Origin of the sequence: Chryseobacterium sp. c4a, from assembly GCF_009900745.1 — a bacterium.
In the GTDB taxonomy this organism is placed as follows: domain Bacteria; phylum Bacteroidota; class Bacteroidia; order Flavobacteriales; family Weeksellaceae; genus Chryseobacterium.
Window position 1 is genome coordinate 832,230 of record NZ_WXVU01000001.1, and the last position, 24,285, is coordinate 856,514.

The following is a 24,285-nucleotide window of genomic DNA, read 5'->3' on the forward strand; positions in this document are numbered from 1 at the left end:
TATGAAACTGAACAAATTTTTACATCTTCTTTTTGCTTTCACGATTCTTTTTGGGGTAGCATCATGTAGCCTTGATACTACTGAAGAGCTAACGATACAGCCTAGAGTTGATTATAGCAACGGATTCCTGATTGCTAATGAAGGTAAGTATGGAACACCTAATGCAGAAGTTACCTTTGTTACTCCGGATCTAAGCGTTAAGCAGGATAATATTTTCTTATCTAATAATGGAGGGAAACTAGGAGATGTTTTGCAAATGATTGCTTTTAATGGAAACAATGCTTATTTATTATTAAATAACTCAAACAAAATCCAAATTGTAAACCGTTATACTTTTAAAGCGACTGGTGAAATTACAGCAGGACTTAACACGCCTCGTTATATGGCATTTGCTAATAATAACATGTATGTAACCAATGATAAGTACAATGGAGATAAATTTGTAAATGTTTATAAAACTTCAGATAATTCTCTTGTTAAGAAAATTACTTTTACAGAAACTGTTGAGAGAGTTGTAGAAGCTGGAAATAATATCTTTGTACAAAATGCGTCGTTTGGATATGGAAATAATATTACCCTTATCAATACAACAACGAATGAAATCCAGAAGACTATTACTGTAAATGGAAATATCAGTAAGATCATTTCAAACAATCAGAATGTTTATGCGATTGCAGCTGGAACTACAGATTCTTATATCTACCAGATTTCAAGTGCGGGAGATATTGTAAAAACAACAACGTTAACAGGAATAGCTAGTGCTAAAAACCTAGAGATTTCAAACAATAAATTCTATTTCAGTTCAGGTAAAAGTGTTTATACAATGGATATGAAAGGATCAACTGTTCCTACTTCACCATTATTTACTGTAGCAAGCAGCATAGATCCATATTCTGATCTTTATGGATTTAGTGTAGTAAAAGATTTGATCTTTACTTCTGATGCCAACGGATTTACACAGGATAGTAAGATTGTTGTTTACAATACATCTGGAGTAGTTGTTAAAACGTTCTCTGCAGGGGTAGCTTCTAATTCTGTATATTGGAACTAAAATAAGACACGCCTCAGGCGTGTACAAAATAATTTTTTATTTTTTCATCATTTGTGTTTTTTTCCGGGCAGGTTTCTCAAGAACCCGCCCGGCTTTGGTATATATCTGATTGAAACACAAAAAAATAGCTGGATATTGATCCAGCTATTTTTTTTGTATTTAATAAAATTTAGTTCACTTTTAATCCCAGCTTTTCAGCTTCGATAATGACAAATTTTGTTGCTTCTTCCTTTTCATTAGCAATTTCACCTTCAAGGATCGCTTCTTTTACTTTCTCCTTTAAAATACCGATCTCACGCCCCGGCTGAAGGTTAAACATTTCCATGATTTCTTCTCCGGTAATAGGAGGCTGAAAGTTTCTTACCTGATCTTTTTCCTCTACCTCTTTGATCTTCACGGCTACATATTCAAAGTTTTTCTTGAATTTTTCCTGCTTTTTAGAGTTTTTAGTCGTGATATCTGCCTTACAAAGGGTGAATAGATCTTCAAGGTTTTCTCCGGCATCAAATAGCAATCTTCTCAACGCAGAATCTGAAGCATCATCCGTAATTAGAGCGATAGGTCTGGAAGAAAGTTTTACCATTTTCTGAACATACTTCATATCAGTGCCCAATGGTAACTTCAATCTCTGGAAAAGAGTTTTTACCATTTTAGAGCCTAAAAACTCATGTCCATGAAATGTCCATCCTGTCCCTTCTACAAATTTTTTAGTAGGTGCTTTTCCTACATCGTGAAGTAAAGCTGCCCAACGCAGCCAAAGATTATCTGTATTGGTAGAAATATTATCTACTACCTCAAGGGTATGGTAGAAGTTATCTTTGTGAGTCTGGCCTTCAACTTCTTCCACGCCTTTCAGTTCAATTAATTCAGGAATAACAAGCTTTAGAAGTCCTGTTTGCTCCATTAATCTTAATCCTACAGATGGTTTCTCAGATAACATGATCTTATTGAATTCCACCATGATCCTTTCCATAGAAACAATCTTGATTCTTTCAGCTTCCTGTTGGATTGCATGTAAAGAATTCTCTTCAATGGTGAAACCTAAAGTGGAAGCAAATCTTACTGCTCTCATCATTCTCAATGGATCATCAGAATAGGTTTGAGCAGGCTCTAATGGAGTTCTTAAAATTTCTTTTTCCAGATCTTCAATACCATTGAACGGATCAATCAGTTCTCCAAAATTGTCTTTATTCAGAGAAATAGCCATCGCATTGATGGTAAAATCTCTTCTCTTTTGATCATCTTCCAAAGTTCCGCCTTCTACTTCTGGCTTTCTGCTGTTTTCGGTATAGCTTTCTTTTCTGGCACCTACAAATTCCAGCTCCAGATCTTTATATTTGATCATTGCTGTTCCATAGGTTTTGAATACTGAAACCTTTAATTTAGGATCAATATCCTGAGCTACATTTTGAGCCAGCTCAATACCGCTCTGCTCTGTCACAAAGTCTATATCTGTAGAAGCCTTTCTCTTCATCAACAGATCACGAACATAGCCACCAACAATGTATACCGATTGGTTATTTTTTTCTGCAGCTTCAGAAATTATTTTAAAAAGTTTTAAATTCTTATTTTGAGTAAGATTAATTTTCATCGTTTATAATAGCGTCAATTTCAACCAAAGCCGATCATTAATCATAATGAGCGAACATTTTATTTATTTTTCCTTCTTCATCAAAAAACATCACTTCTACAGCATGTTTATCCATGATAGATTTATAAAATAATGCTACAGAATCTACACCTTCTGTGGAATGTACCAGATCAAAATGCAGATTCGGAAATTTATCCAGAGCCCTTCTCCAGTATTCACGAACTGCTTTTTTTCCTTTTAAAGAACTTTCTTTTCCTCCGGTAGCAATGGAGATCATAGGAGTTGTAATTTCAATATCCTCAGAATAGTGGGAGAGTATATCATCTAAATCATGAGAGTTCCAGGTATTTACCCACATCTGAGCGAATTCTTGATGATTCATAGCATGTATTTTATGTATTGGATTTTGCAAAGATAGAATTAAAAAAAGAAATCCTGCCGATATACACAGACAAGACTCTAAAAAGATAAATCTATAACTTTGAATTTGAGAGAAGATTCCAAAAGAAATGTGAAGATGGGGACAGAAAATGAAGGAAAGACTGTTTTAACCTTTGATTTTCTTCTGCTTCTTATCCCAATTCACTAGATCACCTTATTCTCTAAGAACTTTGATCCTATTGTCATTCCATATTTTGATTACTGAAGATCCTGAATATTTTGAAACTTTATCTCGGTCTTCTTCTACCGCATAATCCACAAGACTGATGATTTCCTGTGAAATATCGGAGAACTTTAATGGGCTTTTATCACCACTAAAATTAGCTGATGTAGAAACCAAAGGCTTGTTCAGTTTGGTGATTAGTTTTTTGCAAAAGTCATTTTTCACCAATCTGATTCCAATACTTCCGTCTTCCGCCAACAATTCCTTAGGAAGCCCTCTTGGATTTTCGTAAACAATGGTGACTGGTTTTTCACTTAAATCAATAATTTCCCAAGCCATTTCGGGAACATCTACCAGATCCTGAAGCCTCTTTTCAGATTCTACCAGAATAATCATGGATTTGTTTTTCTCACGTTTTTTGATGTCAAAAATTTTGTTGACAGCTTCTATATTCGTAGCATCACAACCAATTCCCCAAATGGTATCAGTAGGGTAAAGAATTGTTCCGCCAGATTTTAATATATCAATAATAGGTTCCATAATTTATTTACATTCAAAACAGAGGATAAAGGTAGAAAATCTGCGAATTTTGAACAAAAAATTGGCGATAAAAAGGAATGTGTATTTATGATTGATAGGTTTTGGCTAAAGCCAATGGATGGATTTATAAAATTAAAAGATGGGCTAAAGCCCATCCCTATTGATGATGTTATTCGTGTAAATTGTAAATGTATTATTGATTGATGAAGAAAAATAGCCTGATTATATCATGTAAATAATTTTACGGTATTTTATCAAATTCAATTAGGAAATAGGGGATAGCCTAATTCAATAAATAAAACTCTATTGATGTTATTCTTGTAAATGATGATGTATTATTGATTGATGAAGAAAAATAATCTGATTATATCATGTAAATAATTTTACGGTATTTTATCAAATTTAATAGAAACGGGCTTTAGCCCGTTCAACAATAAATTATCCACTCCAATGGCTTTAGCCAAAACCTATCGTTTCATTACATCCATCCCAATTTAGACAAATACCTTTCCTCAATAATATTTAGGTGGTGATAATTATGTCCGATAATCAGTTTTCCTATGGTTTCCACAGAAATTTCATGACCGTTAGCCTTACCAATATTTTGTAAAGCAGCTGGGTTCATAGTTTCCAATAGAATTTGAGAAGATTTTCTTACCAATTTATATTCTTCCAATAAAGATTCTAAAGATCTCTCATTAGCGAAAGATTGTTCTGCATATTCATTTTCATCAAATCCAGGAAGATTATTTTTATCGCCTCTAGCAAAAGCTAATATTCTGTATTGGAAAACCCTTTCTGTGTCGGATAAATGAAGAAGGAGTCCTTTCAGTGTCCATTTACCTTCAGCGTAGGCAAATTTTGATTGTTCTTCTGTAAGGTTAGAATAAATTCCTACTGTTTTGTTTTCTGATATTTTTAATTCAGCCAACCAATCTCCTGATGGGATCTGATCTAAATATCTTTGGATATATTTTTGAAATTCTGTCATGTTGTTTTGGGGTATAGATTAGGTTCTGGTTTCGGGGTGTAAGTATGAATAGTAGGTATTTTATTATTCATTATTCATGAATTGCTCCATTCATAAAAATTAACGGAGTCATAGCGTTCAAAGCCGCAGGCAGGGTATAGTTGATTCCCTACATCATTCCCTTTTCCTGTTTCAAGAAGAATTCCGCATGCATTTGAAGCTTTACATAATTCTTTTGACTTTTCAATAAGTTCTTTGGAGTAACCTTTTCCTCTGTGGTGAGCGTTAACATATAGATCATTCAGTAGCCAATAGCGCTGCATTCTTGTAGATGAGAATATAGGGTATAATTGCACAAAACCAGTGAGGATACCATTTTCTTCGGCAACAAAAATTTCAGAGTCTTTGTTTTCGATTCTTTCCTGAAGAAAATCTGAAGCAGCAGGGATATCTGATGATTTATGGTAGAATATTCTGTATTGATCAAATAGCTCAGCCAGTTGAGGTAAATCTGCAAAGACTGCTTTTCTTGTGTTTTTCATATATATTTGGTGGTGATAATAAAAATGAGAAAGATAGTAAATCCTTCTCATTTTATTTATTGTAATGTTATGAAAATGCTTTTTCCAGATCTGCAATAAGATCTTCTGCATCTTCAATACCAACGCTTAAACGTACAAGGTCATCGGTGATTCCCAACTCAGCACGTTTTTCTGCCGGGATAGAAGCGTGAGTCATTAAAGCCGGGTGGTTAGCTAGAGATTCTACTCCTCCTAAAGATTCTGCTAATGTAAATACTCTTACTTTTTCAAGAAACTTAATTGCATCTTCTTTCTTTCCGGATTTGAAAGTGAATGATACCATTCCTCCGGATTCCTTCATTTGAGACTTTGCAAGCTCATACTGAGGGTGAGATTCTAATCCCGGATAAATTACTTTATCTACTGCTGGATGAGTTTCAAGATATTTTGCAACTGCAAGACCGTTATCAGAATGTCTCTGCATTCTTAACGCTAATGTTTTGATTCCTCTCAATACAAGGTAAGAATCGTGCGGCCCTAAAATACCACCACTTGCAAATTGAATAAAGTGAAGTTTTTCACCCAATTCTGCATCTTTAGCAATAAGAGCACCTGCAATAACATCAGAATGTCCTCCTAAATATTTGGTAGCAGAGTGCATTACGATATCAGCTCCAAGATCAATAGGTCTTTGGATATAAGGCGTTGCAAAAGTATTGTCTACAGCAACTAAGATATCTTTTCCTTTAGCAATGTCTACCACAGCTTTGATATCTACCAACTTCATCAATGGATTTGTTGGAGTTTCTACCCAGATTAATTTTGTTTTATCTGTGATGACATCAGCAATTTTAGAAACATCGTCAAAATTCACAAACGTGAACTTCAGTTGATATTTTTCAAAAAGTCTGGTGAACATTCTGTAAGTACCACCATAAAGATCATCTACAGCAATAACTTCATCACCTGGGTTTAATAACTTCAAAACGCAATCGATAGCTGCAAGTCCGGAACCGAAAGCTAAACCTCTCGCTCCGTTTTCAATGCTTGCTAAAGAATCTTCTAACGCTTGTCTTGTAGGGTTAGCAGCTCTTGAATATTCATATCCGGAGTGTACTCCAGGGCTTTTTTGAGCAAAAGTAGAGGTTAAAAATACAGGGACATTTACAGATCCCGTTGCAGACTCGTGGTGCTGCCCTCCGTGAATTACTTTAGTATTAAAATTCATAATATTTTATAATTTATCAATCTAACATTGTACCAATTTACCAGTGTTTTAGAATTGTTACCCTCCTAAATTGTTACATTGTTACACTTTTTTTGTGAACGTTATTATTTAATAGCTGATTTTACAGCAAATTCTTCCGCTACTTCTTCCAACCATTGTGCCACATCTTCCTCTCCGGTTGCTCTTTGGTAAGTATTTCCAAGAGAGACTAAAATCTGGTGGATAAACATCTTCATTTGGTCAACAGGCATTTCTTTTGTCCAAAGGTCAATTCTTAAAGCCTCCATTGTTTTATCATCCCATACAGAGATCATGGTAGCCTTTGTTTCTTCCTTTTCAACACCGCCATCCTGAGCATTCCATGTAATGTTTTCCGGAACGTGGTTTTCGTCTAGCTCTACATCTATCGTAATCTGAGTTTTTCTCATATCAATCTAAAATTTTTAGCAAAGTTAATACTTCTTAAGCTTATCTAAAATTTCTACGAAATTATCTTCATCAGGAAATGGAGTATTTAGGTTGAAAACTTTACCGGCAGGATCTATAATAATAAATCTCGGAATAGATTGAATTTTATATTGGGTCATAAACTCAGCCGCATTATCCAGCCAGAACTGAGGAACTTTTGAAGGTTTCGTTTTTAAATAATTCTGCCATTTGGATTGGCTTTCATCCAGACTGATTGAAATAAACTGAATATTATCAGAATAACGGTACTGGCGGCTTCTGGTATCAAATACCGGGCGGATCTGCTTACATGGCCCGCACCATGTTGCCCATAGATCAATAATTACATATTTTCCTCTATATTCCGATAGAAGATGAGGTTTTCCCTGAGCATCAAGGAATTTTAAATCAGGAAATTGAGCTCCTTTCTGAGATATATTGAGTTGTTCCAGCTTAGATATGGCTAATTTTTTATAATCATTATTGTTCAGCAACTTAAATTCTCTGCCAAAAAGTTGATTTCTGGAAGTACTGTCAGATTCCAGTTCTATACTTTTTACAAGATGTTTTGTTAATAAACGGTCTTTATCAATCGTGTTGGGTAAAGCATTTAATTTTATAAAAAGAATACTGTCAGGATTAGATAATCTTTCTTTATCTGTAAGCATTTGATCCAGTTTATACTGCAGGTAATCATCATTTTTACTTAACAGAGCGGTTGGTTTTGTAATTCTTGAATTCAATTCATTTAAGAAAGCTTTTGGAGCTGCGAATTTAGGATCACTCCAGGAAGTCATTTTTCTGTAATTACTGATCTCATTCAAATATTGAATAGCCAATAATTGTTTTCTGTAAGCAAGATATTCATCAGATAACGCATTATTTTCAGTATCGGTGTAATGGCTAAGTCTGTCTATATTTTTTTCCCAATCAGCCTGTGCCAGTTCATAGAATTTTTTAGGATCATCATTATATTTTTGTTGTTCAATAGAGTAGGAGAACTCGTATCCCAATCCGTCTTCCTTGTTTTTATATTCCTGTTCTGCAGAACGATTAGTCGTAAGGGAATAATCAATATTGGAAGCATTACAGCGGATGTCAAAATTAAAATGATCGCCGCTTCCCATCATAAAATCAATTCTTTTAGTACCAAATTCAAGGCTATATTGGTCAAACGGGAGCTGTTGTTGGGTTTCCCATACAAAGACTCCGTTTTTTATAGCTACACTTCCTATTTTTTTATGGAAATCTTTAGAGAAGATTTTAACAGAATCTATCTTCAGGTCAGTTTCAATTTTTCCCTGTACAAAGACTCCTGTACCTTCATTTGAATAAGGTTTAGGCTTCTGTAAAAGATAAAATGCTCCGGTTGTTACAATAATAAATGCAGATGAATAGACGATCTGTTTTTTATGGTTTAAAAAAGCAGTTTTAAATCCTTTTCCTTTATACCAGAAATACCCGACGATAAGAAATACAAGAGCCCAAAACAGACTTAAATACTCACTGTAGGTAATAAAATGATTCAGGTTCTTAATATTGGGAGCTTTACACAAAATATATAAGGTATTGTAGGGAGAGAAAGGGAGTGTAATTTTCTGAACCAAAGAAAAAATATTAAGAATAAGCCCAAGAATTCCTAACAGAAAGGCCCATATAAACCCAGGAAAAGCAACAGACACACACAATTGAAGTGCTGCAATTCCCAATACAGCAATACATAGTCTTATGAATGTTTTTAAAATCCATACCGTATCGAAAGTGAGCAGTTTTACCTCATTAGGATTAATATAATAATCTAATAACGAAAAGAGAATCGTAAATCCTATGTAAGAAGCAATACACAGAAAAGTTAAGATCAATACAACCAGATATTTTGAGAAATAAAGCTGAAACTTACTGATAGGTTGTGTTTCCATCAGTTGCCAGCCATTGTTTTTATGGTCAGTTTGAGCAATTCTGTTGGCTGCAATTACAATATAAAGCAACAGAAGAAACATACAAAATGCTTTAAGGTTGCCGGTGATACCCTCCTCAAAAACTGAAAAAGGAAGATCTTCCGAAGTGATGAATCGTGGATTGGAAATTTGAAAGAAAAATCCTGTAACAGGAATTAAAAGTCCCATAATCAATGCCAGATATACCAGCCCCAGACCCTTTATTTTCAGCCATTCGGTATTGACTAATGTAATTAATTTTTTCATCGGTGTTAATTTTTAGTGATTTCCATAAACCAGTCTTCCAACCCTGCGCTGTTTTTGATTTCAAAAATTTCAGCATCTTTAAGAACCAGTATTTTAGCTAGCTTAGCAATATCTTCTTTAGACTGAACTGATACTTCTATTGTATGATTGTCAATTATTTGTGCAGTGTAGCTCTCCGGAATGTATTGCAGAAATGCAGATGCTTCATTTAAACCTATTCTTACCCGGTTATGTCGATAATAAGTATTCAGTTCTTCAACACTTCCTGAAAATTTAATAGAACCATTGGAAATAATGGCAAGGTGTGTCACCATTTTCTCTACTTCCTGCAATAGGTGGCTTGAGATAAATATAGTAATTCCTTGCTCTTTATTTAATTTAAGTAACAACTCACGTATTTCCAGCATTCCATTTGGATCAAGACCATTTACAGGTTCATCAAGAATTAAAAGTTCCGGAGATCCCAAAAGGGTCATCGCAATAGCCAATCTTTGTTTCATTCCCAATGAATACTTTTTCGTCTTTACATTTCTGTTTTCCCAAAGATCTACAAGATTCAAAACTCTTTCACATTCCGAATTGGGGAGATCTCTTAATTGCGAAAGAATAATAAGATTATCCCATCCCGACAAATGATCATAAAAAGCAGGACTGTCTATTAGACTTCCGATTTTTTGAAATCCGTCAGGGTAAAGTGCTGTAAGATTTTTACTAAAGATTTCAATGGCGTTATTTTCGTCGGGAAGATTTCCCAACATAACTTTCATGGTTGTAGATTTTCCGGCTCCGTTGGCTCCCAAAAATCCAAAAATACTTCCCTTAGGAACAGCAAGACTTACATTTTTGAGAATGAGTTTATTTTTAGTGAATCCATAGTTGAGATTCCGTATATTAATGAGGTTTTCCATAGATATTTGTGTGACGGTTATAAATAAAAAAAGACTTTCTGTAGTTACAAAAAGTCTTATATAGGTATGAAGTTCAGGTTATTTTGTTACACGAGGCTTGTAACCTGATTCGTTAAAAATTTTGGTAGCATCCATCTTTAGAAAATCTTTCAGTTGTGTGTCTGGCTTTTCCTTAAAATATGCTTTACAGATCTGCCATCCTGTGAAAATGCCGATCTGCGGGGAAGATTCGTTGTCGATTTCAGTGTAGAATTTTGAGAAAGGCCCCGGAGCAATAAAACGTTCACCCAGTCTTGGATCATCACCAAATAATAAATTGCTTTCCACAAAATAATTCCAGATGTTGGCTTCATTGTAAGTGGCCCATTCGTATTGTTTTTGGGTGTAATTCATTTTCAGATAATCAGGGAAATCAGGAAGAAAAGCGTCCTGTAAGATCATTACTTTTCCATTAAGAATGACCTGATCTATAAATTTCTGATGATCCGGAGATTCTGTGACAATATTTTCGGCAAAAAGCTGAGATACTTTAGGAACAATGTTCTGTGGGTTCATCGATTTCTGGAAATATTGTTCAAGTCCTTTATAATGAGCATTACCATCTCCCATAAAACCTGTAATATCTATAAATAAAAGATTTTTTGCTTCATCATAAAAGATAGGATCCTGAGCCATTTGCAAAGCTGATGAAAATAGATATACCTTTGGGCTTTTAAACTGTGGAAAGTAATGTTTAATATGAGAAAATAATCCCTGAAGTTCTGTCTGTAATTTAGCCTGATCTATTTTACCAATAGCTTCTTTATAGATTTTTATTTCTTCTGCATCCACTCTTCTTTTGGTAAAGTCAGCATCAGAAACGGTTCCCTGAAACCATGGGAATTGTGCTTTAAATTGCTCTAACGGAATATTGGGATTATAAAGCTCTTTAGAAATATCCGTCATTTCAATTTTTTCGGCGGTATCTTTTAGCTCTACTTTCCATTGGTTTTCCGGTTCTTTTTTGCAGGAATTCAGTCCTGCAATTAAAATAGAAGAAAGGGCAATATATCTGAAAATCTTCATTATTTTTACATAGATTTAAGGTTTACAAAAGTAAGGATTAAATGCAAAATTCATGATGAAAATTAAAATATTTACAACCCTCTTCTATATTTTCGGATTTATTTTTTTTCAAGCTCAAAAGCTTGAGTTTAAAGATAAAAATCTGGAAAAAGCAATCCTTGAAAATTTTGATTTAAACAAAGATGGAATGATTACTCATTCCGAGGCAGAAGCAATTAATAACCTGTTTCTGGTTCAAAAAGGAATTACTTCCACAGATGATCTGCATTTCTTTAAAAATGTAAAAATGATAATGTTGGATGATAATACAATTTCGGTGATTGTTCTGAAAGATATGGACAAGTTGAACCTGTTTTCGTGCACAGGTTGTAAAGCCACATCATTTAAAGCAGAAAACTTGAAAAATTTGACTTCTTTATACGTAGATAATAACCTTTTAGAAGGGATTTCATTAAAAGATACTCCAAAAATTGATCAATTAACATTATCTTTAAATCAACTAAAAACAGTAGAACTTTCTCAGCTGAAAAATTTAAAAAAGTTAAATGTAGAGCACAACAGAATCCAACACATTGATATTTCAGGAAACCCTTTCCTACAAACTTTAAATGTAGGCGGAAACAACATGAAAGAATCAGACATAAAGAAAGGAATAAAGACAGAGGTAGCCATTTTTGGAACTGATGAACAAAACTAATAGTATGAAAATAGAAACTCAAAGACTTATTTTAAGAGAACTTGAAGACACGGATTTTGAACGAATGTTTCTTCTGGATTCTGACCCTGAGGTAATGAAATACCTTGGAACTCCCGTAACAAGTGTAGATGAATCAAAAGAGATCATCAAAATGATCAGAAAACAATATAAAGAAAATGGAGTAGGAAGATGGGCGGTCATTGAAAAAGAAAGCGGATTACTGATAGGATGGTGCGGTTTAAAACTATTGAAAGAACCTATCAACGGACATGTAGAAACTTTGGATCTTGGGTATCGCTTTATTCCTGAGTTTTGGGGTAAAGGATACGCTTGGGAAGCAGCAAAAGCAACACTGGATTATGGTTTTAATGAATTGAAAGCAGATACAATATATGCTTATGCCGATGCCGGAAATTCGGGTTCTAATTATATCTTAACAAAAATGGGCTTTGAAAATACAGGAGAATTTGATGACTCAGGAGTCAAATGCTTTTGGTATGAACTGAAGCGTGAAAAAAACATTTAAAATCTTATGACAATACGACAAGAAGAGGAGAAGGATTATCAAAAAGTGTTTCAGCTTATAGAAGAAGCATTTCGAGAAATGGAACATAGTGACCATCAGGAACATTTCCTCGTTGAAAAATTAAGGAAATCTGAAGCTTTTATTCCAGAACTCTCATTGATAGCAGAAGATGAAAATGGGAATATGGCTGGTCATATTTTGTTTACAAAACTTAAAATTGAAAATGGTTCAGAGACTTTTGAATCGCTAGCGTTGGCACCTGTTTCTGTTAAACCTGAATTTCAGAACAAAGGAATTGGTGGACAATTGATTCTTTATGGTCATCAAATTGCGAAAGAGCTGGGATATGACTCTGTCATTTTAATTGGACATGAAAATTATTATCCAAGGTTTGGTTACGAAAAAACAAGTAATTTTGGGATTTCATTTCCGTTTGAAATTCCGGAAGAAAACGGAATGGCCATTGAGCTGGTAAAAGACGGGTTAAAAAATAAAAAAGGGATAGTGAAATATCCTAAAGAATTTGGAATAGATTAAAAAAAATAAACGATGCAGACACAAAAAGTGATAGATCATATCGTTGGCTGGTTAAAAGATTATGCAACGAAAGCTAGAGTAAATGGATATGTAATAGGAGTTTCAGGAGGTGTTGATTCCGGAGTAGTTTCTACATTAGCAGCAATGACTGGATTAAAAACATTACTGATTGAAATGCCGATCCGCCAGAAAGCCGATCAGGTAGATCGTGCAAAGGATCACATGAATGACCTGAAATCCAGATTTTCAAACGTGGAAATCATGTCTGTAGACTTAACACCGGCTTTTGAAGAACTTTATAAAACCTTTGATGTAAAAGATGATCTGTATCCGAATGAAAAATTAGCATTTGCCAATACAAGATCCCGTTTGAGAATGCTTACACTGTATTATTATGGTCAACTTAACGGACTTTTAGTGTGTGGAACCGGAAATAAGGTTGAAGACTTTGGAATCGGTTTTTATACCAAATATGGTGATGGCGGAGTAGATGTATCTCCAATCGGAGATCTTTATAAAACCGAAGTTTATGCCTTAGCAAAAGGATTGAATCTGATCAAAAGTATTCAGGAAGCTATTCCTACAGATGGACTTTGGGATGTTGATCGTACGGATGAACAACAGATTGGAGCCACTTATCCGGAATTGGAGAAAATTCAGAAAGAATACGGAACCAAAACAGCAGAAGATTATGAAGGAAGAGATAAAGAAGTATTCCTGATCTTTGACAGAATGCATAAAGCTGCCAAACATAAGATGGATCCTATCCCGGTTTGCGATATTCCTGAAGATTGGAGAGAATCATAAATAGGGTGTAATCATTTAGTAATGTAATATTGTATTCACTATTGTTACATTGCTATACTGATACATTGTTACATTAAAAAACATTGCTACTATGAACAGTAAAATAAGAGCCGTATTTTTTATCTGTCTGGGACTTCTTTTCGGAATGTCTGTGATGTATCTCTATAATAATTTTATTAAAGGTAACGATCATTCATCTTCTGCTAAAACAGAAAACGTAAGCTATGGCAGTTCTACTACAGAAGATCAATATAGTAATACAGGTTCATCATCTCAGGTTTCTATTGAAAAACTGACAGAGGAAAAAACGGTGATCAGCTATGTAAAACAAAATCATAGGCTGCCAGATTATTACATTACAAAAAGTGAAGCCAGAAAACAAGGATGGAATCCTTCAAAAGGGAATCTTTGTGAAATCCTTCCGGGAAAAGCCATTGGTGGAGATAAATTTGGAAACAGAGAAGGAAGATTACCGGATGGAGACAGATATTTTGAAGCCGATGTCAATTACCGTTGTGGCGGAAGAAATGCAGACCGCATTATCTACACTAAAAATGGAGATGTTTACTTGACTAAAAACCATTACAAAAGTTTTGACAAGCAGTAATTGTCATCGCAACGAAGCATAACTGATATATAATTTGCATTTAAATCAGGATATATAGTAATTTTGAAAAATAATAGTTTTGTTTATTTACTGTTTTTATTTCTGGTAATTTCATGCTCAGAAAAGCAAAAAATTGTAAAAGAACCAGAACAAAAAGCTGTGATGACCATACTGATTCAGCCATTCAGAGACATACAACCTGAAAAAGTGGAAACAGTAGCAGAAGGAATTAAAAAAATATATCCCAATGTTAAAGTTTTGGAACCTATAGACTTTCCGGAAAATGCTTATTATAAAGAGAGAAGCCGCTATAGAGCCGATTCGATCATCAAGTTTTTAAACACCAGAACAAAAGAAGGTTTTGTTACGATTGGACTTACTTCAAAAGATATCAGTGTAACCAAAGGAAAAATAAAAGATTTTGGAGTTATGGGCTTAGGGTATAGACCGGGAAAAGCTTGCGTAGCTTCAAACTTTAGGTTAAATAAAGAAAATTCGGATGAGCAGTTTTATAAAATTGCTATTCATGAGCTTGGTCATACCCAAGGGCTGCCACATTGCCCGGAAAAAATGTGTTTTATGAGGTCTGCAGAAGGTAAAAATCCTACAAATGAAGAAACGGATTTTTGTAAGAAATGCAAGACTTTTTTAATCAATAAAAATTGGAAATTTAGTTCAATATGAAAACAGTATATATAGATTTTATAGACATAGGCGATTATGAGGATTTCTATGCTCAGTTGAAGGAGAAAATTCAACTTCCTGAACATTTTGGAGATAATCTTGATGCGCTTTTCGATACCATTACCGGAGAATTGGAAATGCCACTCCACATCGAATTTGTAAATATGACGGTGGATCAGCTTGAAATCTTTGAAGATCTTTTAACAACATTGGAAGATGCAGAGGAAGAAGTGGAAGATTTCACTTTCAGCTACTATCTGGAGCAATATGAAGATGATGAAGACGAAGAAGAAACGGAAGATTAATCGGTAATATAAAAAAGTAAAAAGGTTGTTTTAGAAATAAGACAGCTTTTTTATTGGATTTTTCTTTTTAAAAAGATCCTCTGCATTAGTGTAATCAGCGAAAGCTTACAATTATCTAGAAAATATTTTTCTCGCAAATTGAGGAGATTTTGCAGATTTTCTTTGATGTATCTATTGAAAAACTAAAGGACGCAAAGTTTTTAAATAATATGCTTTTTTTAAGGCGCTAGAAAATCAAAGATTTTCAACAAGCGTATGTTTTTAGGATAAACTACATAGTCATATAATTTTCAGGTGATATATCAGTCATGAATTATTTTATTAGTGGATTCATGGTTATATGAATACAAGCATAATTGTATTAAATTTTATCGTAGATAAAATCTTAGCGCCTTAAAAATATTGCATTTAGAGAATCATTTGCGCCTTTGCGTTTTCCAACTTGAATATCCAAATAAAAAAACCAACAGAACTTCTGTTGGTCTAATCATATAAAACTTACCATAAAATGTAAGTCCATATTATTTTAAATATCACAGCGAAGGCTGAATATTTATTTTAAAATCATGTTTGCAATTCTACAAATTGATCTTATAAAAATGTAGAATCAAAATAGAAAGGCAATAAGTCCTTTACCGCATGCACTTTCACAACCTCTTCATTCATACTTGAGAAATAAAGATCGATGTTTTCGTCTTGCTTGGTTTCGTATTCTATTAAACTCTGACGGCAGGCTCCACAAGGTGGAATTGGCGGGTTTTTCTCATGAAACTCCTTTGGCCCACCCACTACGAAGATCTTTTTTACCTTCACATTAGGAAAGTTGGCTGCTACCCAGAAAAGAGTAGTTCTCTCTGCGCAAAGTCCTGAAGGAAAAGCTGCATTTTCCTGATTGTTTCCGGAATAGATTTCTCCATTCTCAAGCAGCACAGCACAGCCTACAAAAAACTGAGAGTAGGGTGCGTAAGCATTTTCACGAGCCTCTTTGGCTCTTTCAAATAATGTTTTTTCTATATCACTCAGTTCACTGCTATTTTTAAAATATTCGTAACTGATCTGTATGTCTTTTTTCATATATTGTACAGTAAAAAAGGGGGGTAAAATTAGTTCTTTTTAATGAGGTGGGCAATATTTTATTCTTCCAATGAAAAGTTCAATTTTTAAAGCAATAAAATGTTATATACTCCAATAGAATTCAGGAAGGTAGAGTTGAAAAACCGCTGGGTAATGTCTCCCATGTGTATGTATTCATGTGAAAACGGAATGGCCAATGACTTCCATTTTGTGCATTACGGAAGTAGGGCACAGGGTGGAACCGGGCTACTTATGGTAGAAGCTACAGGGGTGGAACCAAGAGGAAGAATTACCAATCACTGCATGGGAATTTGGAATGATGAACAAGCGGAAAAACTACAGCGAATTGTAGAATTTGTTCACCAAAATTCAGATAGTAAGATAGGAATCCAGCTGGCTCATGCAGGAAGAAAAGGCTCTACATGGAATAATCTGCAAATTTCTGTTGAAGAAGGTTGGGAAACCATTGCGCCAAGTTCTATTCCTTATCATCCGTCAGAAAGAATTCCACACGCTTTGAGTACTGCTGAGGTAAAGGAACAGGTTCATTATTTTAAAAAAGCAGCCCGAAGAGCTGTAGCAGCAGGTTTTGATGTTATTGAAATTCATGGAGCACATGGATATCTTATCCATCAGTTTTTATCTCCATTATCCAATATCCGAACTGATGAATACGGCGGAAGTTTTGAAAACAGAATCCGATTTCTCCTTGAAATTGTAGATGCTGTGAATGAGGAATTAAACGAAAATACAGCACTTTTTGTAAGGATTTCCGGAACTGAATATGCTGAAAATGGATGGGATATTGAGGATAGTGTTGCCCTTGCAAAAGTTTTAAAAGAGCATTCCGTTGATCTTGTAGATGTATCGAGTGGTGGCAATATTCATGGAGCAAAAATTTCAGTTTTCAACGGCTATCAGGTTCCGTTTTCTTCTCAGATAAAAATTGAAGCTGGTGTGAAAACCGGAGCAGTAGGATTAATTACAAAAGTTGAGCAGGCAGAGGAAATTCTTCAGAGCGGAGAGGCAGACCTGATTTTTGTGGCAAGAGAAATTTTAAGAAATCCATACCTTGCAGTTCAGGGAAGCTTTGAGATGAAAGAAGACTGCTTTTTTCCACATCAATATACAAGAGCTAAAATCTCTTCATAATACGATCAGAACATTATAATGCTAAGAAAATGAACATAGAAGACTTTATGCTAACCTGCCCCAGTAAGAAATTTCTGGGCGTGGAATGTTTGGGATGTGGTGCTCAGCGAGCCATCGTTTTGGTCTTTGAAGGAAAGTTTTCGGAAGCATTTAAAATGTATCCGGCAGTATATACTGTATTGCTGTTCTTTTTTATTTTAGGACTAAGTGTTATCGATCAGAAAAGAAAGTATTCATCGGTTCTTATGAAGCTGGTGATCGTTAACCTCGTGATTGCTGTTATTTCTTATGTTTATAAACATTTTTGATTATATTTTAGAGAATATTAAAAATTGAAGCTGTTTTTTTAATATTATTTAATTCTAAAAGAACGAAAGTCGTAGAATTACTACAATTTTTGAAACAGTGGTCTTAAAACTTTTTAAATTAGAACATGAACTCTATCTTTGTTATGAGAAATCCTTTAAACAGGGCTATCATTAATGATTTAAATTTAAGAATATGGCAGGAAATTCAAGAGGAATCTTAAAATTCAATGGAGGTGAAGGTCAGAAGTTATTAAAACTTAATTACAGCGTTTCAAGAGCTACTGATGTTTCAGGACGTGTAGCATCAGATCCGTCAAATGCACTGATTAAAGTAACCATCGAAGCAACAGAAAAATCTGATGTTTTGGAAAGTTTACTAAACAGCAAATATAAACCTACAACAGGAGAAATCAATTTCAATAAATCTCACGAAGAAGGAACATTAATTACTTTGAAATGGGARAACGGATATGTRATYCARCAYGAAGTAGACTTYGAYGCARTAGACAGCAACARTATGCTGATTAGCTTTGTCGTAAGCGCTGAAACGATTACTTATGGTAATTCTGAATACGCAGGACTTTGGCCAAGCAGCTAAGTCTTTGTCACTTAAAAATAAAAAGACTGTCTTCATAAGACGGTCTTTTTTACCTTATTCATGCCTATTCTAAAAGGAACTTAAAATTTCCTTTTCCTAAACACTATTTAAAAACAAATCGCCACAAAATATGTCAAATACACCCGGAATATCCAATGCTGCATTTCGTCCTACACAAAATGCGGATGGTATATCTGAAAATCATCATACAGGTATTAATCGCTTGGTAAAGCTTTCCATCGTGATAGAGGGAAAGATTATCAAATACTATAAACATTTCAAGCTTAAACAAAGCACAAGAAGACATCATGAATTCACATTGACTCTAGCTCATGATACCTTGGGAGAAAGGCAAACCCATTCATTGGAAGATGCCAACAAATTCCTTGGAAAACGTCTTACAGCCATTATTTCATATAAAGACATCGATAACAGTCCTGAAAGAACTTTCGTAGGTGTTATTACAGGAGTAGGATTCAGCCAGGAGAAAATGAGTTTGGGAAATATTGTCCTGACAGGAAGTAGCCCGACAATTCTATTAGATGGAGCTCCGCATATTCAGAGTTTTGGAGGAAATCAATCTGTAAATATGGGAATCATCGCAGAAGATATCATCAGACAAGGAATAGATAAAAGTCGCTTTGATATCAGGATAGATGCGAATAATTTTTCTCAGATCATCTATAGCAGTCAGTATGATGAAACACATTATAACTATCTGGCCAGAATGGCTGAAGCTTATGGTGAGCAGTTCTATTATGACGGGGAAGTGCTTCATTTCGGAAAACTTCCACCGCAAAATAAGCCGATTATCCTTACTTATGGAAGCAGTGCCAATGATATAAAAGTGGAATTAAAAGCAGTTCATACCAAGCCCCAATTCTATGGATATAACAGCAGCAAAGATGAAAAACTGACTTCAGGTTCTACACCAATTAAACATGTAGGAGATCTGGCAAAAAAAGCATACAGCCATAACGACTCTATTTATAAGACCCCGGCATTACAAGTGGCTCCAATGAAAGCAAATACTCATCTGGATGTTGAATATTCACAGAAAAGTGCTTCCGGAAGTGAGGCTGTAAATGTCTTCACTATTTCAGGGAATACCACTGTTCCTTTTTTACACCCGGGTTGCGTAGCTGATGTACAGATGCGTAAACCAGATTCTAATGAAACGTCTTATTTTACAAGAATCATGATCACGGAAGCTGAGCATGAAATTGATACAATAGGCCATTATCAGGGAAGTTTCGTGGGAATTGCTGCCGATACAGGATTTCTGCCAAGACCGGAATATACTGTTCCAAAAGCAGAACCACAGACCGCCACAGTGATTTCTAATACAGACCCTTTAGGACAAGGCAGAGTACAAGTAAGATTCGATTGGCAGACCAATGACACTACCCATTTTATCCGTATGATGAGCCCCGATGCAGGAGGAACAGATCAGGTATCTCAAAACAGAGGATACGTAGCCATTCCGGAGGTAGGAGATCAGGTAATGGTAAATTTCGTTCACAGTCATCCGGACAGACCTTTCGTAATGGGAGGAATGTTTCACGGCGGAGTCGCTTTAGGTGGCGGAATCAATAACCGATTGAAATCGATACAAACCAGAAGCGGAATCAGAATTTTATTGAATGATGATGAAGGAAGTGTGACGATTCTAGATCCGAGCGGAAATAGCTATTTTATGGATGGAAAGGGAAATATTAATATGAAAGCTCCTAAAAATTTTACTTTAAATGCAGGAGAGAATATCAATATTACTGCAGGAAAAGAAATCTCTATTGATGCAGGAGCAAGTATTACCAGTACAGCCAATGAAGATATTAATTCAACCGCAGGAAAAGATATTATGCAGACCGCATCGGGAGATATCAGGGAATCCTCAGATACCAGAACGGAATTGGTAGATAAAGAATTTAAAAGGCAATCTGAAACCTCCAACGAAATAGCAGGCGAAATTTCCATGTTCAGCGAACAGGAAAATATGACCATGCAAAGCGGAAAAATTGTAGAATTCAACAGTGCTGAAAAATCAAAACTTTTCTAATATGGCAATCATTAAAACAGCAACTAATATTCATATAAAAGTTAAAGACTCTTACCACTTGAATGTTGGACAAAAGGTTGAAAAAATTGCTCAAAAGATTAATGTAGAAGCAAAAGATGAAAACCTTGTACTAGCAAGCATGAAGAAAATAGTATCAGAGGGATATAAGAAAAACAAATAACAGAATAAGATCTAATAAGAATCTATGTCAAATATAGTTTTTGGAAATTATACACCTTCCGAAGAAGAAGATGACGGGATACAGGAAGTAATCATAGGTGTCTTTTTTGATGGTACCCTGAATAACGAAAGGAATACCTATCTCCGAAAAGAATATCAAAAGAAAAGAGCGAAACAACCCTATGATGAAGATGCTGTAGACGATTATCCTATACTAAAAGCTGATGCTGATAGTTATGATAATGACTATTCTAATGTTGCAAGAATGTATCATTTTTATAATAATAACAGTCAGAATTCAATCTATGTAGAAGGAATTGGGACAGAAAACGGAGCAAGAACAGATGCCAGTCAAGGATATATTACGGGAACAGGTAGCACCGGAGTGCCTGCCAAAGTGAAGATAGGGTGTAGACTTGTGGCTGAAAAAATTAAAAGTTTTGCCACAAAGAAAAAAACAGTAAACCTTATTCTTGATGTATTTGGCTTTAGTAGAGGAGCTGCAGCCGCACGTCATTTTGTGCATGAGGTAACACAATTAAGAAATGGAAAAAATCCAGCAAGAGGAGTGTTAGGACAGTTGTTGGCTAATTATAATATTCAGATTAATAAATTTCAGATAAGATTTGTCGGATTATATGATACCGTGTCTTCTTATGGTGGTGATTTTGGTAATGATGTGGAAGATTTGGGTCTAGATTCTATAAGAAACAGTTCTGTGAAAAATGTTGTACAGTTTGCAGCAGGTCACGAATGGAGAACTAATTTCAGTCTTACTGATATTACAAGTGCGGGAGAAAAAGGGAAAGAATTTACAATTCCTGGTGCCCATGCCGATGTTGGTGGATGTTACGAAAGTGAGGTATTTAAACAAGATCACAGTCCCTCTTTAACGCCAGCAAGAGTTATTAATGACCCTGTGGAATATAACCGTATTGCAGAAGGTAAAAAACAGGTTTTTATTGATCAAGGATGGTATCTCAAAGGACAGATTAAAACAGGTCCACACTCTAATAAATATGTCAACCATATTTATTTACAGGGTGAAAGATATATTGATAAAAGATACAGCTATATTCCTTTACACTTTATGTGCCAGATGGCTAAAGATAAAAAATCGGAATTTAATACCTCTTCTGTGGAGTTCAAGTTTCAGATTCCACAAAAGGCAGGGCAAAATGGGACTCACATTCTAAGCTATGTCAAAACTAGACTACAGAAATATATTGATGAAACAAAAAATCTGAATGCTTTTGAAAGAAACAAGATTTCTTATAAAAAATATCTTGATTTTGAGAATGAAAAAAAGCTTATCAATAATTACGTACATTGGTCTGCAACAGGGAAAGCAGGACATGGTCCAAGAAACGATGGAAGAAGAGAAATTATAAACGGCTAATCCATGAAAAAAATAATACAAATATTTCTATTATCTGCAACTCTAAGTAGTTTGCTCTATAATTGTCAAAAAGGTAATGTAATGAATGATATATATGTTTATGAAACCGGTTCCGGATGTGATGAAAACTATCCTATAGATACTTACCGACAGGTATTTTATTCTAAGGATAACAAAATGATTCAAATTGACGGACTTGGATTTCAAAGAGGACCATGGGGAAATGGAGGAGTAACCTATGTGAAAAATGAAAAAGAAGATAAAAAGTTACCTGCTACAATGAAAGTAGGTTATTATTCTTATGCAGAAGATAAATTTTATGAAGGAGAGTTCAATCTTCCTAGTGATAAAATCAAAGAATATCTTAATGAAAAAGCAGATGATCCGGAATACGCCAATAAAAAAAATGAAAACAGCAAAGACGGCTTTTTTCATAAATATAACCGTATAGAAGTTGGATTTACATTAGGCGGAATGGTAGTTGTATGGATGAAAGGAGAAGATGCTCAAAAAGTACTTTCTACATTTACAGCTAAAGAAGCTTTTCCTAAATGGAGTTCTGTTTTTGAAGACTCAGACCGCAAAGAAAAAGTGGAATATGGGTTAAATAATAATGTCTACACTCCAAAAGTTAAAAACGAAATCCTGACCAAAACACTTCCTTTAGGCCTTTGGAAAACTTATGAAGAGAAGTTCAGTTGGGTACCTGCTGTAAATCTGCCATCAGGAAGTAAATTGGAAAATATTTCGATAAAAACAATTAATGCTGAAACAGAAACACTCTATAATGCTGATCACAAAGATAGAAAAAGAGCAGTACCTTATAATATAGAATTCTTTTGGTCACTCAATGGAAAGCATTATAATTCAAGGATTGTTTTTGGGGATAATATGAATTATTATAATGCTATTTATAAAGCAACTAAAGCTTCTGCAACAGATGCAAGACCTTCAGACTTCAGACAAGAAGAAGTATACAAAAATTTTCACCTATTGAAATCTGATCAATCTGCACAACTAGCAATTAATGTAGGAAGTGATCAATCTATCAATGTTTCATTAAAACAAGGAGATCAGAATCTTTCCTTCAAAGGTATTATCACAAAAACTTTTGAACAGTAGAATAGTTCCATACCATTATGAATGATGATTGTAATTAATGACTGAGATATGAAAAGGCTCTTAATTTATATACTGATATTTCAATATTTCTTAATCTCATGTCAAAATAAAATGGAAAAATACAAATGGCTTCCTACAGAAAGCTCACCTTTTTTATATCCTATGAACATATATAAGGGCAATCTTTATCTTGAAGATGGTACCAATGTGTATATTCCATGTTCCGGGATTTCTCATACAGGTTGGGGATATGGTGGTTCTACCCATACTCAGGGAGAGGATTTAAAAGCAGTTCCTGTAAAACTGGAGGTAACCTGGGCTTCTTTTTTAGAAAATAAATTTTATACCGGAAGTTGGGAGTTGCCTGTAGATAAAATAAAAAAGCTTTTTAAAGAAGGAACAGTGAATTGGAGAAACAATGAAAAGGGAACTTATTCTTCAGTAGTTGTAGGATTGGCACCAGGAGGAGTTGCTGTAGTCTGGATGTACGGTAATGACCAGCAAATAGAAATAGGTAGATATCAGGCAAAAGAAACTCAAGTTGCCATGAAAGATTATGTTCCCGGAAATCCAACCATCACTCAGAAAGAATATTTTGATATGAGCGCCTTTGTTCCCGAAGCCTATGAAAATATGATGAAAAACGGAATCCCGTTTGGAATCTGGGATACTTATCGTAAAAAATACAATTGGAAAACAAGCATAGAAATTCCTAATCATACATTGAAAAATGTGACGATGGAAATGTACAATGGAGAAATGGAAACATTATTTAATGAAACCATTACTAAGAATCCTTTTAAAGAAAGAGCTGTTCCGCGTTTGTTATCTTTTTTGTTTGAAGATAAGAATGGGAAACAGACTGTTTTTGAAGTAAGATATTTTGATGAAGATGAAATCTTTTCATTATTTAAAAAGACAGATGCAAACCAACCTATAGAAATTATCCTTCAAATGAATGAAGATCTTACCAACAGAAAGCTGATTTTGAAACAAGGAGATAAAGAATTCCCAATACAGAAAATAGATTATGAAAATATGTGGGAACTTAAAAAGTATAAGTCAAAATAAATGTACATCAATAGTATATAAAAGAATTAG

General features: G+C 34.6%; 27 protein-coding genes. 16 read left to right on the plus strand and 11 right to left on the minus strand.

All coding sequences use genetic code 11. The features are described 5' to 3' along the window. The first annotated feature begins 1 nt into the window (after position 1). Positions 2-1,051, plus strand: a complete 1,050-nt coding sequence (locus GTR01_RS03875; RefSeq protein WP_160136534.1) for a YncE family protein — start codon at positions 2-4, stop codon at positions 1,049-1,051. A 169-nt stretch (positions 1,052-1,220) separates the two neighbouring features. Here the strand turns inward: GTR01_RS03875 and GTR01_RS03880 are convergent, their stop codons facing one another. The 10 genes from GTR01_RS03880 to GTR01_RS03925 all read right to left on the minus strand — a co-directional run bounded on the left by GTR01_RS03880 (position 1,221) and on the right by GTR01_RS03925 (position 11,129). After that, positions 1,221-2,642, minus strand: a complete 1,422-nt coding sequence (locus GTR01_RS03880; RefSeq protein WP_160136535.1) for a CCA tRNA nucleotidyltransferase — start codon at positions 2,640-2,642, stop codon at positions 1,221-1,223. 37 nt (positions 2,643-2,679) lie between these two features. Further along, a complete protein-coding gene (locus tag GTR01_RS03885) occupies positions 2,680-3,024 on the minus strand; it encodes a nuclear transport factor 2 family protein (protein WP_160136536.1) in 345 nt (114 codons plus the stop codon). 213 nt (positions 3,025-3,237) lie between these two features. Next, the gene (locus tag GTR01_RS03890; protein ID WP_160136537.1) at positions 3,238-3,786 is read right to left on the minus strand and encodes an L-threonylcarbamoyladenylate synthase; all 549 of its coding nucleotides are present in this window, start codon (positions 3,784-3,786) and stop codon (positions 3,238-3,240) included. Positions 3,787-4,264: 478 nt separating this feature from the next. Then, positions 4,265-4,777 carry a DinB family protein gene (locus tag GTR01_RS03895; protein WP_160136538.1) on the minus strand — a complete coding sequence of 171 codons (513 nt, stop codon included), beginning with the start codon at positions 4,775-4,777 and terminating at the stop codon, positions 4,265-4,267. A gap of 74 nt (positions 4,778-4,851) precedes the next feature. Continuing rightward, positions 4,852-5,298, minus strand: a complete 447-nt coding sequence (locus tag GTR01_RS03900) for a GNAT family N-acetyltransferase (protein ID WP_160136539.1) — start codon at positions 5,296-5,298, stop codon at positions 4,852-4,854. 67 nt (positions 5,299-5,365) lie between these two features. Continuing rightward, positions 5,366-6,505: a cystathionine gamma-synthase gene (locus GTR01_RS03905; RefSeq protein WP_027374511.1), complete on the minus strand. Its 1,140-nt coding sequence runs from the start codon at positions 6,503-6,505 to the stop codon at positions 5,366-5,368. A gap of 104 nt (positions 6,506-6,609) precedes the next feature. Continuing rightward, the gene (gene gldC / locus GTR01_RS03910) at positions 6,610-6,933 is read right to left on the minus strand and encodes a gliding motility protein GldC (protein ID WP_045499959.1); all 324 of its coding nucleotides are present in this window, start codon (positions 6,931-6,933) and stop codon (positions 6,610-6,612) included. A gap of 24 nt (positions 6,934-6,957) precedes the next feature. After that, positions 6,958-9,156: a thioredoxin-like domain-containing protein gene (locus tag GTR01_RS03915; RefSeq protein WP_160136540.1), complete on the minus strand. Its 2,199-nt coding sequence runs from the start codon at positions 9,154-9,156 to the stop codon at positions 6,958-6,960. Between the two features lie 5 nt (positions 9,157-9,161). Then, the gene (locus tag GTR01_RS03920) at positions 9,162-10,064 is read right to left on the minus strand and encodes an ABC transporter ATP-binding protein (protein WP_160136541.1); all 903 of its coding nucleotides are present in this window, start codon (positions 10,062-10,064) and stop codon (positions 9,162-9,164) included. Between the two features lie 78 nt (positions 10,065-10,142). Next, positions 10,143-11,129, minus strand: coding sequence for a gliding motility protein GldB (locus tag GTR01_RS03925; protein ID WP_160136542.1), 987 nt, complete (start codon positions 11,127-11,129; stop codon positions 10,143-10,145). A gap of 52 nt (positions 11,130-11,181) precedes the next feature. On the opposite strand from GTR01_RS03925, the gene GTR01_RS03930 reads away from it, so the two are divergent. From GTR01_RS03930 to GTR01_RS03960, 7 genes are all read left to right on the plus strand, one after another. Next, positions 11,182-11,826: a leucine-rich repeat domain-containing protein gene (locus GTR01_RS03930; protein ID WP_160136543.1), complete on the plus strand. Its 645-nt coding sequence runs from the start codon at positions 11,182-11,184 to the stop codon at positions 11,824-11,826. Between the two features lie 4 nt (positions 11,827-11,830). After that, positions 11,831-12,352: a GNAT family N-acetyltransferase gene (locus GTR01_RS03935; RefSeq protein ID WP_160136544.1), complete on the plus strand. Its 522-nt coding sequence runs from the start codon at positions 11,831-11,833 to the stop codon at positions 12,350-12,352. A gap of 6 nt (positions 12,353-12,358) precedes the next feature. Continuing rightward, complete coding sequence (locus GTR01_RS03940) at positions 12,359-12,889, plus strand: GNAT family N-acetyltransferase (protein ID WP_160136545.1); 531 nt, start codon at positions 12,359-12,361, stop codon at positions 12,887-12,889. 12 nt (positions 12,890-12,901) lie between these two features. Next, positions 12,902-13,696, plus strand: a complete 795-nt coding sequence (gene nadE, locus GTR01_RS03945) for an NAD(+) synthase (RefSeq protein ID WP_160136546.1) — start codon at positions 12,902-12,904, stop codon at positions 13,694-13,696. 91 nt (positions 13,697-13,787) lie between these two features. Then, complete coding sequence (locus GTR01_RS03950) at positions 13,788-14,303, plus strand: ribonuclease domain-containing protein (RefSeq protein WP_228452146.1); 516 nt, start codon at positions 13,788-13,790, stop codon at positions 14,301-14,303. A 162-nt stretch (positions 14,304-14,465) separates the two neighbouring features. Beyond that, positions 14,466-14,987 carry a Zn-dependent protease gene (locus GTR01_RS03955; RefSeq protein ID WP_160136547.1) on the plus strand — a complete coding sequence of 174 codons (522 nt, stop codon included), beginning with the start codon at positions 14,466-14,468 and terminating at the stop codon, positions 14,985-14,987. Beyond that, positions 14,984-15,292: a barstar family protein gene (locus GTR01_RS03960; protein ID WP_160136548.1), complete on the plus strand. Its 309-nt coding sequence runs from the start codon at positions 14,984-14,986 to the stop codon at positions 15,290-15,292. The genes GTR01_RS03955 and GTR01_RS03960 overlap by 4 nt, the downstream gene beginning before the upstream one ends. A 591-nt stretch (positions 15,293-15,883) precedes the next feature. On the opposite strand, the gene GTR01_RS03965 is transcribed toward GTR01_RS03960, so the two are convergent. After that, the gene (locus tag GTR01_RS03965; protein WP_160136549.1) at positions 15,884-16,366 is read right to left on the minus strand and encodes a cytidine deaminase; all 483 of its coding nucleotides are present in this window, start codon (positions 16,364-16,366) and stop codon (positions 15,884-15,886) included. Between the two features lie 99 nt (positions 16,367-16,465). Between GTR01_RS03965 and namA the strand changes: the two genes are divergently transcribed. The 8 genes from namA (at position 16,466) to GTR01_RS04005 (ending at position 24,255) form a co-directional block, all read left to right on the plus strand. Continuing rightward, positions 16,466-17,518, plus strand: a complete 1,053-nt coding sequence (namA, locus tag GTR01_RS03970) for an NADPH dehydrogenase NamA (protein WP_160136550.1) — start codon at positions 16,466-16,468, stop codon at positions 17,516-17,518. Positions 17,519-17,547: 29 nt separating this feature from the next. Beyond that, the gene (locus tag GTR01_RS03975; protein WP_160136551.1) at positions 17,548-17,826 is read left to right on the plus strand and encodes a DUF2752 domain-containing protein; all 279 of its coding nucleotides are present in this window, start codon (positions 17,548-17,550) and stop codon (positions 17,824-17,826) included. Positions 17,827-18,019: 193 nt separating this feature from the next. Beyond that, positions 18,020-18,424 carry a type VI secretion system tube protein TssD gene (gene tssD / locus GTR01_RS03980; protein ID WP_160136552.1) on the plus strand — a complete coding sequence of 135 codons (405 nt, stop codon included), beginning with the start codon at positions 18,020-18,022 and terminating at the stop codon, positions 18,422-18,424. A 130-nt stretch (positions 18,425-18,554) separates the two neighbouring features. Further along, the gene (locus GTR01_RS03985; protein ID WP_160136553.1) at positions 18,555-20,483 is read left to right on the plus strand and encodes a type VI secretion system Vgr family protein; all 1,929 of its coding nucleotides are present in this window, start codon (positions 18,555-18,557) and stop codon (positions 20,481-20,483) included. 1 nt (position 20,484) lies between these two features. Beyond that, positions 20,485-20,664, plus strand: coding sequence for a hypothetical protein (locus GTR01_RS03990; RefSeq protein WP_160136554.1), 180 nt, complete (start codon positions 20,485-20,487; stop codon positions 20,662-20,664). Positions 20,665-20,688: 24 nt separating this feature from the next. After that, entirely contained in the window at positions 20,689-22,062 is a 1,374-nt protein-coding gene (locus tag GTR01_RS03995; protein ID WP_160136555.1) for a phospholipase effector Tle1 domain-containing protein, read from the plus strand. A gap of 81 nt (positions 22,063-22,143) precedes the next feature. Then, positions 22,144-23,184, plus strand: coding sequence for a DUF2931 family protein (locus GTR01_RS04000; protein WP_228452147.1), 1,041 nt, complete (start codon positions 22,144-22,146; stop codon positions 23,182-23,184). A 111-nt stretch (positions 23,185-23,295) separates the two neighbouring features. After that, positions 23,296-24,255 carry a DUF2931 family protein gene (locus GTR01_RS04005; RefSeq protein ID WP_228452148.1) on the plus strand — a complete coding sequence of 320 codons (960 nt, stop codon included), beginning with the start codon at positions 23,296-23,298 and terminating at the stop codon, positions 24,253-24,255. The last annotated feature ends 30 nt before the right edge of the window (positions 24,256-24,285 follow it).